Source organism: Pseudomonas sp. K2I15 (assembly GCF_002204795.1).
Taxonomy (GTDB): Bacteria; Pseudomonadota; Gammaproteobacteria; order Pseudomonadales; family Pseudomonadaceae; genus Aquipseudomonas.
The window spans coordinates 1-12,111 of the sequence record NZ_NIXO01000004.1 but is presented as its reverse complement, the minus strand read 5'-3'; the positions used below and the strand labels follow the sequence as shown (position 1 = coordinate 12,111).

General features: G+C 44.6%; 8 protein-coding genes, 1 tRNA gene and 2 pseudogenes. 7 read left to right on the top strand and 4 right to left on the bottom strand.

All coding sequences use genetic code 11. The features are described 5' to 3' along the window. Nucleotides 1-8: 8 nt before the first annotated feature. Entirely contained in the window at nucleotides 9-1,631 is a 1,623-nt protein-coding gene (dptF, locus tag CEC48_RS04435; protein WP_088422650.1) for a DNA phosphorothioation-dependent restriction protein DptF, read from the bottom strand. 514 nt (nucleotides 1,632-2,145) lie between these two features. Here dptF and CEC48_RS30870 point away from each other — a divergent pair. From CEC48_RS30870 to msrA, 3 genes and pseudogenes are all read left to right on the top strand, one after another. Beyond that, nucleotides 2,146-3,102, top strand: a complete 957-nt coding sequence (locus CEC48_RS30870) for a hypothetical protein (protein ID WP_141099651.1) — start codon at nucleotides 2,146-2,148, stop codon at nucleotides 3,100-3,102. Then, entirely contained in the window at nucleotides 3,099-3,710 is a 612-nt protein-coding gene (locus tag CEC48_RS04430) for a class I SAM-dependent methyltransferase (protein ID WP_176438667.1), read from the top strand. The genes CEC48_RS30870 and CEC48_RS04430 overlap by 4 nt, the downstream gene beginning before the upstream one ends. 203 nt (nucleotides 3,711-3,913) lie before the next feature. Then, nucleotides 3,914-4,348, top strand: a pseudogene (gene msrA, locus CEC48_RS04425) (peptide-methionine (S)-S-oxide reductase MsrA); the annotation flags it as partial. A gap of 219 nt (nucleotides 4,349-4,567) precedes the next feature. Here the strand turns inward: msrA and CEC48_RS04420 are convergent. Continuing rightward, entirely contained in the window at nucleotides 4,568-4,828 is a 261-nt protein-coding gene (locus CEC48_RS04420; RefSeq protein ID WP_088422648.1) for a hypothetical protein, read from the bottom strand. A 565-nt stretch (nucleotides 4,829-5,393) separates the two neighbouring features. Next, a pseudogene (locus CEC48_RS04415) lies at nucleotides 5,394-5,655 on the bottom strand (transposase); the annotation flags it as partial. 515 nt (nucleotides 5,656-6,170) lie between these two features. Between CEC48_RS04415 and CEC48_RS04410 the strand changes: the two are divergent. From CEC48_RS04410 to CEC48_RS04400, 4 genes are read left to right on the top strand one after another with little or no spacing between them, the layout of a single operon-like run. After that, nucleotides 6,171-7,547 (top strand): site-specific integrase, encoded by a 1,377-nt coding sequence (locus CEC48_RS04410; RefSeq protein WP_141099650.1) that lies wholly within the window; start codon nucleotides 6,171-6,173, stop codon nucleotides 7,545-7,547. Beyond that, on the top strand, nucleotides 7,534-9,399 hold the full coding sequence (locus CEC48_RS30865; RefSeq protein WP_141099649.1) for a hypothetical protein: 1,866 nt from the start codon (nucleotides 7,534-7,536) through the stop codon (nucleotides 9,397-9,399). The genes CEC48_RS04410 and CEC48_RS30865 overlap by 14 nt, the downstream gene beginning before the upstream one ends. Beyond that, nucleotides 9,375-11,342: a hypothetical protein gene (locus tag CEC48_RS30860; RefSeq protein ID WP_141099648.1), complete on the top strand. Its 1,968-nt coding sequence runs from the start codon at nucleotides 9,375-9,377 to the stop codon at nucleotides 11,340-11,342. Before CEC48_RS30865 ends, CEC48_RS30860 begins: the two co-directional genes overlap by 25 nt. Nucleotides 11,343-11,351: 9 nt before the next feature. Beyond that, on the top strand, nucleotides 11,352-11,714 hold the full coding sequence (locus tag CEC48_RS04400; RefSeq protein ID WP_088422644.1) for a hypothetical protein: 363 nt from the start codon (nucleotides 11,352-11,354) through the stop codon (nucleotides 11,712-11,714). 45 nt (nucleotides 11,715-11,759) lie between these two features. On the opposite strand, the gene CEC48_RS04395 is transcribed toward CEC48_RS04400, so the two are convergent. Beyond that, nucleotides 11,760-11,835: transfer RNA gene (locus tag CEC48_RS04395), tRNA-Thr, on the bottom strand. Nucleotides 11,836-12,111 lie beyond the last annotated feature (276 nt).

Below are 12,111 nucleotides of genomic sequence, written 5' to 3'. Positions count from 1 at the left end.
TGGGTACATTACGCCCCCCTATCAACTGTGATCATATCATCATCCATTTTAGCAGTGTACGTGATATCACCCTCATAAAGTTTCAACTCACCATGCTGCCTGGCAACGTTTTTAATATTTTCAACAATATCATCCAAAATCACCACAGTATTTTTGTCGTACTTATTAGGCCGATATCCATAATTAAGCTTTTCCACTAATTGAAACAAATTCAGCGTCAAAGGTAACGACTTAAGCGACTGATCGAAAACCTTCAAAAGAGCTGAGAAATAAACCCCTCGACTCTTTTTCAGGCTAGCTAGCGCGTCAAAATCAAATTTAACTTCGACTACTGCGGAAAGTTTTACAGTACCAAATTCACCAAGATAGATCTCTCCGCGAGAATTTTGAAGCTGTGGTGCGTTGCGGTTAGCATAACGCAGCACACCAGTAATGAAATCGTTATGATAATATTTTCTTATTTCTTTTTTATCATTGCCTCCACCCTGATAACCCATATGCAAACTCCACATACGCGCATAGGATAGCAAAGTAAGCTCGGAAAATTCGCTTGTAAATTGTTGATGGTAGTTATTACTAATATTTTGTTCTCGTAGAAGGCTGAAGAGCCTTATCAATGACGCCGCGTCCCCCCGCTTAACCCCTTCACGACTAAAGCATATATTTAAACTGGATATTTGAGCGACAAAAACATCCAACTCAATATCAGGCAACCCCAACTCATATCTCAATATAAAGTCATCAAGGGCTCTCGTTCTTAAAAGTGCGGGGTCAAATTCCGAAATTCGCTGCACAAGTTCATTGGCAGTTCCCACATAAAGATTGTCGAATAAATACCCATCAGCGGTAAGCAAATGGTGCAGCAAATCCAATATTGCGCGAGTTGTAATAAACTGATCTTTCAGAAGCCTTGCTTTAAATAGCTGAGTTATAATAACCCTTCTGACTCCTGGCATACTCAGCATATTGAAATTGGCCACAAGCTTTGTCTCTACTCCCGCGGACTCGGCTTCAAGAGCACGGAGATAAAATGGATTAGAATTTTCCCGACAAGCAAGGTTACTGATTAACTGCTCAGCGAACTCAGAATAGGACTCTTCACCTATTGCAAATTTGAACTTTGAAAAGTTCTCGAAATCTAGAAAATGAAATTCGCCAACAAGGTTGTGGTTTCCACTCAAAAACAGATCTATGCTTTCTCTAAAATCCCTGTGCCTTTCTGCACCTTCTTTAGAGTAATTGGCCAACATACCAACGTTGATTCCGAGTATCAGCGGCTTATTTGAGTTCTTGAACTTATCGAACAATTGATCCAATGCTTGGATAGCGGTTTCATGAGGAGCGAAACTATGTGTTGCATCAAGATGAAAATCACATGTCTCACTTAGTCGTGAGTAAAATCTTGTTAATATTTCAGACTTACCATCACCGCTGCTGCCGCACAGAAATATAACGCCGTGTGGACCCAACTGCTCCGCTCTGTCTGCGAATTCTTTTTCAATATCCTGTTGTACATATAACCTGTTTTTATAGATATCTAGCTCATCACTAGCTTTGTCACTGACGGTACTTACTGAAAACGGAGATGATTTGCCCAGAACGCTTAATGCCTTCCGAAGTGTCATTGACATTTTAACTGAACCTCAGCAACGCAAAAAATAGATGGTAGTTATATATCTGAAAACTGAAAGGTTTCGGCATGTTTGGTCTTAACCGCAGGAATACTTTTACAGAATAGGAATACGATTGAGGCGGTCGCATGTCAGGCAGGGACGCGTGCTTACCTACCGGGACGGAAGGGGCAGTAGGTCGGAAGAAGCTGTGTATAGGGGTCATCTCATTCCATCCGTGGTGCATAGTGGCGCCCGCATCACTTACTATGACGAAGAAGCTATCCACACGAAAGCAGCATTCGTACCTTACTCTCCATGATAGCTCAATGCTATCCCCAGGTTTGCTGCTCGCAGGTCGCCATGCACTCAATTCAGGCTTCCGTTTGCCAGGGTTTGCTCAATGGGCCTACCAACAGCTAAAAGCGTTTCAGACGGTTGATGGGGGTAGGCTCAAGCCTGCTTGAGTACCTTGGAATTCGGTCTATGAAACGCTTAAGAGGCATGAGATATTTGTATTTTTAGGAGTGATCACTTGAAGCGTTTCCGGCTACTCATTTGTCCATTTTTAGCTCTGATGTTTTCGTCAACTATTTACGCGGCAGATTTTAACAACGCCTTAATATTTCCAATTTCACCGTCAGCCCCTTCATCTGTCGGAGTTCTACATGCTAGCCAATATACCGTATCGGTTGGTCATGATGGTACTACTCAGTCTGCGCAATCCCATTTCGCTGAGTTAGGTGCACAACTTAAATCAATTGACCAGAAATTAACCGATAACTGGCTTAAGACCTACTCCCCATTTCTGGTTGCCATAATCCTATCAGTGATTAGTGCGTTTCTGACATTGTATGTTCAGTCCAAACAATTCAAACATAACGAGCAAAGTCAAGATCGCAAATCTGGCTTTGAAGCCATGTCAAAAATGCTTGAGTACCGCCACAAACAAGCGAATGAGTTTTATGGTCCGCTTTTGATATTGATTCGCCAAAGCTATAATCTTAGCCGTCAACTCTACAGCCTTCTCCTAAACGAATCCCCCAGCTCTTTTTACTATTTAACTGACCCCGCCAGGGACGGTCGAGAGTCTCTTTATATTAGATCTCAAAATGGCGATCGACCATTTAAGCTAATATCAGATATTAACTTGCTTGCTGAGCACTACCAGAATTGCTTGCCATATGTAAAGTTAATATTAGACACCGGCGAGAAAATTTCTGACCTTATTGAACAAAAATCAGGCTTTGCCGACCCGGCGAATGAACCTTTAATGGCTTGTTTCGCTGAATACCTTGCGCATCGACTGGCGCTGACTGACGCATATAACCAAGCAACCACTTCTGGTAAGGCGACTCCCGCCCGCGTTCATGATGCTGCATATCCATGGAAACTAGAACAGCTAGTGAGCAGCGACTATCGTACAATCACTGCCGAAATTACCAATTGGCCAACCACCATAAACCAACTCATCAATGGCAAAACACCGTGAGCTTAATAGAAGTGGCAGCTGACGACCTGACTTTGGAGTATTACAACCAGAATGCTATCAGCTACGACTTGCGAACCAGCTCTCTGGCTTTACATCGGCCTTGGTCTGAATTTACATCGCGGGTGCCACAAGGCGGAAGTATTCTGGATATAGGGTGCGGTCCTGGCAGAGACATAGCATATTTTCTATCGCTTGGTTTTGAGGTTGATGGTGTAGAACCTGCAAAAGAAGTAGCGGCCATAGCAAGAACTCGCACAAAAACTGTCATTTACGAGTGTACTGCCGAGAATTTACATATCAATAAATTTTATGATGGGGTGTGGGCTTGCGCATCTCTTTTGCACGTAGCACCACCAAATATGAGCAAAGTGCTCTCTTTGGTGTCCGATCGACTAAAAAGGAACGGAGTCTTTTACTTTTCTGTGAAACGAGGAGAGGGAGAGGTTCGAAAACCTGATGGCAGACTATTCTACAACTACCGGCAATCCGAGTTGGTTTCGATAATCGCCAATCAGTTGGAACTCGTAGTTGTAGACTCGTGGGAAAGTGCTTCCTCCGACATAAGCGAAAAAATGATATGGCTAAATTTCATTGTTGCAAAGCGCTGAGCAGATGAACCTAGCCTATTCGCTCATCAACTGCGTACGCTTTTCAAAGGAAACAGAGCGAGAGTACGCTTTTTTGTAGCGCTCCTAGTTCATGCGCTAATGAAAACTCGCAAATTCTCCATTCAAAATTCGTGTTTTCGCCAGTCAATTCACTAAAAGCCGAGCGATCATGTTTCTGACTGATGCAGAGCTTCTTTGAATTTCACCCCGGCGTGCTGCAAATACGGGTCGGCTAAAGCGGCGGCGATGTGCCAAATGCAACCTACCGTAAGCATGGCACCCGCGCCGAGGCCATTGAAATAGTCTTCGATCCTGCCGATATCAGCTACCGGCAGATCCTCGAATTCTTTTTCCAGATACACGATCCCAGAACACCCAACCTCCAGGGAAATGACCGTGGCGCCAGCTACCGTTCGGCAATCGATTACTTAAGCGAACAGCAACGCGACGTCGCGGAAGACACCGTCGCCGACATAGACGCCTCGCATCTATGGCCAGGCCTTGTGGTCACCGAAATCGAACCGGCAGGGCAGTTCTGGGAAGCCGAACCTGAGCACCAGGATTATTTGCAGCGCTTACCTGACGACTACAGCTGCCACTTCATACTGGCGAACTGGAAGCTGCCGAAGCGCGCCTGACATCCAAGCGCCAGGGTCATCGCGTAACTGATGATAGGGATCGTTGCGATGGATGTCTGGCATCCCTATGGCTAATCACCTGACGAGATTGGGGCGCGCGGGGCAGGTCGTCTGTGGCTCTTACCAGTCGATGCTACGCAATAGGCCTCCGACACTCGACAGTGTTTCATCCATACGACTTACCGCTTCGTGGCGATGCCCGACAATACGGCATGAGAATCAAAACTGAGATTTTTTGACCCAAGCGTTTTTAATCACCACCTCTAGCTGGGCAATCATTTCATCAGGGTCAATTTCAATCATTTCACGGCACGACGCAGCAATGATCATTTCAGCAAATTCCGGACTGTATTCCGGCTGATAAGCTGGCACAGCAAGATCAACAGTTGATACCACCCACCGGCCATCCATTTCCTCACTGATAATGCGGTTTCCTTTCTGGAGGGCGAAGAGGTGGGTCTGGCATTGTTCGTGCGTCATTTCTGGGAGACGTTCCACCATCTCAGCTGAAGGGCTTTGACGCAAATCCCGTGACTTGCGAGACTCATGATCAAGGCCTGCCCGTTGCTCAATGATTCCATTAATCGATCTCCTAATCTGGAGGCCCCTCCGGTGCTCCCGAGGACCAGTCAGGCGAAGATGTTAGGTCACTCACCCAAGTCGTAGCCGATCATGAACAACGCAGCTTCGAGTGCGCGGAGGGAATCTTTAGGTCCGACATTCACGTGAAAACCGCAGCCTGAGCCGTTGGGATGCGCTAGGATCGCGGCAAGCGTCCAGCTGGCGCGCATACTTCAAAGAGCATGGTGTGAACCCGAGCGCAAGCGTTTGAATTTCTAAGGACCTGCACCTGGGTCTCGACGCTTTGGCAACACAGCTGATTTAGCCTCCTTCGCGGCTGCCCATGGAAATCACGGAGAGCTTGGAACGCTAGCAAGACTTTTAGCGTTGGCCATGCGCAACGCATGAATGCTGAGAATGTTCTTGCACCCTCGCAGCGACGTCCCAGAGATCAATGACGTCATTTTTTCTCACTGGTAGTCCATTTTCGCGACCGGGCGATCCCCACGGTCTCTTTGAGGATTTCTGCTTCCATCATTTTTTTGCCCAGCATCCGTTGCAGTTCACGGATCTACTTGAGCGCATCGCTCAGCTCCGACGTGGCACCACGGCCTCGCTAACACGGACCGCCAACATGTTGCCGTCCTGATACATCTTGTGCCACAGGAACAGCTGGTTGGCACTGATACCGTTGCGCCGACCACCACTGAAACGCTTTGCCCTGGCTCAAGACTCTCTCGAACCATGGCCAGTTTTTGCTCTGGACTCCAGCGGCGGCGCCGCTCCTGCCCCTACAGCTCACCACTCTTATCGTTGCTATTAGTCATAACCGTTTGCCTATCCGTTATCGTAAGGGAGAAGCTGTGTCCTGTCTTTCACGGGGGCTCGTTCATCTATTCGGGTTCGCACCTACCGACGCGGGCTTAAGTACTCTGTAAGAAGCGTGACACAGTCATCTTTTAAGGTTAATGAGCGACAAAGCATTACCATTCGTCGGATCAATCAAAAATACAGCAATCGAATATCGCGATTGAAACTTCCCCTAAAGCGCGCGACACCCATTAAAACATACGATCAATATGTCAATCATATAAACAAACTTCGTTTTTGAACCAATTTTGTCAACTCCACAAACATTGTATACAACTTAACTACCACAGCCCAGATCGGCAGAGTTGAAACAACGAAAACTTTGCGCATATCATGCATGCACTGTTCATAGACGCCAGAGCAAAGCGCATATATCACCCGGTTTAGATCAATGAAAAAAATAGTACTTAAACGGGTGCCTTGCGCCAGGCCTGCTCTCGCCCTTTTGACCAATGAAAAACTTTTACAATCACCTTCGCTGTTAAATTGGTCGTATCCAACGGCTGCAACCTACATAAAAGAACTGCCGGTATTGCGTCTTAACGACGGTTCCCTCTGGAAAGAGGGTGTAGGTTTTCTCATTAGCCGTATGTACGACCAAAATTTTACTCGTACCAATTTAAGTGTGAGATCTATTTCGCGTAAAGCTGATGATTTGGCTTACTATAAAAATGCACTCGATACCTTGGAGATCGATTTCAAAGCGGACGAGCGCTTTAAAACGAATCGTCCCACATATGCCTTTCTAAGCCTGCTTAATCAACGTGTGAGTTTGGGCGAATTGGCAGAGTCAAGTGCGTCAAGGATCGTGAGTACAATAGTGGAGTTTTATCGGTGGTTGGAATTTCAATTCAGATTGCAACGCATGTATCCACTGTGGGAAGAATTTACGCGAACCAGATCGACAGTAGATGACAAAGGTGTGACCGTAGTAACAACTTACACTACAACAGACCTCGCTGAAACTATCAAAAAAGCGAGGTCCCCACGCGACCCTAACCATATTGTGGACGAGGGAAAACTTAAGCCACTTACAGAAGAACAACAGACTGAAACCGTTAAGGCTTTATATGATTCGAAGAATACTGAAATGATACTCGGATTTTTGATGGCGTTATCATCTTCCGCTCGGATTCAAACCGCATTTACACTGCGCGCACGAAGCTTTGCCAGAGAACTGCCTACCCATCAAGAATTCTTCAGAATTCACACTGGCAAAGGTACGGGCGTGGATACCAAACGGGGCAAAAAGCACTATCTCGACGTTCCCGCGTGGCTGTACAAAAAAATTTATGTTTATCTACGCAGTGACAGGTATTTAGCCCGCGCAAAAATATGTCAACTTCCAGAGTCGGAGAAGTATATTTTTTATACTAGTAGAGGCAACCCATACTACACATCAACCGACGATGCTACATCTGCTAGCAAAGAAGGCTCAGCTGTAAGAGTATTCATGACAGAACAACTCTTCCCCAGAATAGCGCGACTCGGGCACAGCTTTCGTTTCCGATTTCATGACCTTCGTGCCACTTACTGCCTGAACAGACTCGACGAGGGGCTACAAAGCGTTGAGCGTGGGGAAGCTACGCTCGATGGAGTCCTCCGTGGAATACAGGACGCCATGGGGCATTCTGACATCAGGACAACTTACAGATACCTTGATTACAGAAATTTGAATCCTGTGATCAATACCGTGAATAAGGCATGGACCGCAAAATTATTATCTGACATTGTCAAAGCTTTGGATAAAGACTGTGAAATTAATTAATCCATGCTGTAGCATTATTTCACTTCAAGAGCTTATTGACAACGAAGATTTATCGCAACATCTCAATGCAATAGAGACCATCGGAATTCTCACGGAAAAAAACAAATCCTTTATCGACTTCGGCAGCTACGCTTACTTGATTCGAGAAACTATTGATGACTGCACGTACGTTGACCCTGCATCACTAGATTCTGCGAGGGTTTGCTTACTTCAGAACTTATTAGATGACATAGCGACCGACTTGCGCAGCGGAAAAAAACGAATCATCTCTATTTGGGCCTCAGACCTCTACCATCTTAAACCCTTTTTTTCATGGCTAGACTGCGAAGCTTTAAACAACTCACTGAGCAATGAACATGAACTAAATTCGCGATATGCTGAGTACACCAAACATCTGCTGATGCTTAAATCACAGCACGAAAATCTAGATGATTTCACTTCGCGTCGACAGCATGCAGCGAGGAAATTTTTCCGTTTGGCATCAACAAATCCAAAATTTGCATTGGGACAAGGTGTGCCAATAATTGCTCGATCAATCGGGCGGCCGGTCCCTCCTCCTGGGGAGGCGGCAGTAACCGAAAACCTTACAATGGCTTATCAGCTATTTACACAGCTATCCGATTTTGTGCTGAATGATGCTCCATATCCTTTCACGCTTAAACTTCCGAAAGAATCTGTAACCGTCATACCTTGCACAATGTGGGCACTCACAAAATCTCGCTTATCCCAGCGCGACTTGATGCAGTCTCCTAACTGGAGATGGGATTACGAGACGGGAAGTCTAAATAGCGTGGAATATGTGCAAGAAAAACATGGATATAAACCATCCAAAGCTAAAAGCGAATTGGCTAAAGCAGAAAAAATTTTAAATTCAGCCAATGAAAACACACACCACAACAAAAGACACCTTCTTGCTTCATGGGCGCAGACTGGATTTCAGATACTTATGCTGTCTGCTACTGGCATGGATCTGGAGTCATTCAGAAACATACCGTGGTCTAATGACATTATATCAGTGCCCAGTGAGCAGCAGGGATTTCGCGTCTATAAAGCGAGGGCGCAAAAATATGTATACTTTGAAGTGCAAAGCGCTTTTGTTCCATTGCTCAACAAGTACTTAAAACTCAGAAGCTATGTACTTAATGGGAAGAATAGCAAGTATCTGTTTGTTCGGATTCACAATGGAATCCCCTCTAAAATTTGCGACCAGTTTCTACAGACGTATCATGACCGCGTTAGCCATATGCTCGACGCCTCACTACCACGCATCACTTCAACCGAGTATAGAAAATACAAAGCAAACTGGGTACTCGACACCAAAGGAACTCAAGTTGCTAGCCTAGTTATGCAAAATACTCATCGTGTATTTTCCAATAGATATTCGTCGTCTGCAAAAAAAATAAGGCAAAAAGAATTCACCAAACTATACGCTTACATTACCGACCTATCTGAAAGCGAGATAGATGACACTATCAATACGCCTTCGGGTGCATGTATAGGCGGTCAAGTACCTATTGATATAGGCACTAATATAGGCCTTGATAAAGACTGTAGCACTTTTTGGGGCTGCCTTTTCTGCGTCCATTATGCTCTTCATGCTGACGCAGAAGACCTGCATAAACTTAAAAGCATGGCTTACACCATCGAGGTTGTTCGGGATAACTCATCTGATTTCACACCAGCACTTTCAGAGACATTGAACCGTGCCAAATACTACATAAATCTCATTTTAGAGCAAAATCCAGACTTAATAGTCACAGATAGAATCATCGACAAACAGTTAGCCGACGGATCACTTCACTCTTATTGGCAAGCCTATGTAAATCTATGGGCACTTACTGGAAAAATTTAATAGCCATGGTCATTCAGCGAACTCAGACTAAACTTACTGATTCCTTACTTCCATCCCTGTCCCCCCGCGAATTTACACATAAAAAAACTACTGTAACGACCTTGCTAAACGGCGAAAGCGTATCAGCTTATGGGGACTGGTTATGGGACTTCCGATATTTTGTTGCCTCAAACAAAGGAGATGGAATTCTGTACTTCAACAAAGAACCCTACCTTTCAAACCCAGGCATACTTCAGGATGTAAAGCATTTACTTTGGCACTTAATTAAACTAAATTTTTACAAGAAAAAAACTCATTCAGTAAGTGCATATTTGCGCTGGGCTTCCGCACTTCATTGCTTATCTAATTATTGCACAAATAATAATTTATCAATAGCAACTTGCTTGACGCAAGAAAAGTTGTGCCTAGAATTTGTTCATAAATTTTGTCCACAACCGCGAAAACGAACCGCTGCATCAATGCTCAAAATGTTATTCTCACTTACCATCGAAGAGATCGGATGTAAAATGTTTGACGCGTATCATTCCGAGCTTTCAACTTCTACTGAATCGAACCAAGAAGAACAGACCTTAGTAATACCGAGCAGGCTACTTTTCAAATGTATAAAAACAACAAAAAAAATCGTTTCAGATTTTAATCTGCATTTGGAGGACCTCAAACTCCTAACATTAGAAATGCATCGCGAAACCGCAAAATACTCCGGAGCACGTCAATACCTGCATGAAGGTAAAATATCCCCCCTCAGATTTAACGAACTGATAGATCAATATAACCTCAGGAAGCTTTCTGAGCATTACAAATGGAATAACTCAATATCGTTTGGGCGTTATCTTTCCGAAGTACAGTTTTCATCGAAAACACTTATTCACATATACTCAGGAATGAGGGACGACGAAGCATACAGTTTACTCCCTGGATGCCTGTGCGAAGAAACCGTTGACGGAGAGGTAGGATATTGGCTTCACGGCATTGCAACTAAAGGATACGGTCGTAAAAAGCCCGCTGCTTGGGTAACATCGCTTGATGTTTGTCCTGCAATTACGGTTTGCGAAGCCATTTGTGATTGGATCAAGATAGCATGTAAAATCGAACGAGCCATACCCCTTTTCTCTAATATCAGCCATTTTGCTTTCGCACTTTCCCACAATCGAATAAAGCCAAATGAAAATGGCAACAAATTTTCCAACCTCACACACGCGACGTTCAATCGAATTTTCAAGACATCAGAGTTTATTATTTCCGAGAAAGACTCTATTGAAGTCCAATTCATTGAGTATGCTCGCAACTGGGATGCGGAAGAAATATACATCACTGGAGTTCATTGGCACTTCACCACTCACCAGTTTCGGCGCTCTCTTGCCTATTATGGAATTGAAAGCGGACTTATTCGTTTTTCTTCGTTACATGAGCAACTGCAACACATCCGCATGCAGATGACTACGCACTATTCAAAAGGCGGATCGGTAGCGACATCCCTGATCGGTAATTCGACTAACCATTTTCAGCACGAATTTAAACGAGTAACCACTATAGTTCGAGCACTAGACTACGTTAAGACTATTTTGCTTTCAGATGAGGAACTTATTGGAGGTTATGGGAAGCATGTAGAAAAAAATATAAAACCATTAGGCAAAGAGCATATTCTAATTCACCGACAGAAAACCATCGAGCAAGTACAGGCAGGGTTGCTTGCGTACACTCCCCGTGCAACAGGTGGATGTATGAACCCTAACCCATGCCACCGCCATCTAATAAACCCATTATCTGCGTGTGTTGGGTGTGCGCATGCCGCACTAATACCATCCAGAATACGTCTCGCAGTCTCAACCTTCAACGATTTCCTAGCCACATTGCAACCTAATTCACCGGAGCAAATAAGTGCAATAAAAGAACTAAATATAATAACTGATCATTTCCAACGACAAAACATCGAGCTAGCATAGGAATAAGAAATGAATATTACAGAGGGCTTTCTTGCACTTGAGCGCCTGCTATCCGAAGTTCCAATCCATATCAATGGGCCATACAAAATTAACAATGATACAGTGGCTGTAGAGGCTGGCTATCCGCGCGGCGCGATAAAAAAATACAATCCAACTCATGAGCTACTGATCAAAAATATTTCGGAGCACTACGGTAAGAAATTCAAAAGTAATGATAAATATCAAAAGAAACTAATAGAAGCCAAAGACAAGATAAAAATCTTACAGAGCGAGATAAACGCAGCGCTAAGCCGCGAAGCACTGTATATAAAGTATATGTTGGAGCTTGAAGCCGCGCTACGCAAGGTAGGTAACGTTACACCTATACGATGATTCCTGAATTGCACCTGGTGCTTCTTAAATCATTTCTACAAGGGATGGTGCCGCTTACCGGATTCGAACTGGTGACCTTTTCATTACGAATGAACTGCTCTACCAACTGAGCTAAAGCGGCGAAAGCGCATTCCTCCATGTCCTTATTACCAAGCCTTGCAACACCGCGTCAACACCAAATACGCGGGCTTACATTCTTTCTCACGCATGCACCATTCTTTGATCCTCCTTGGGGACCACACGCCCCGCCGTTAAAGGTTCACCTCACCTTGTTGGCGCTGATTGAAAACTGACCCACCCTGCCGATTGAAAATTGACCCAGGACGGATTGCTGATTTTTGTCCCAGCAATTGTGGATAAGCTTAGCAGCAGTGTTCTGGTTGACGACGCATCCAGC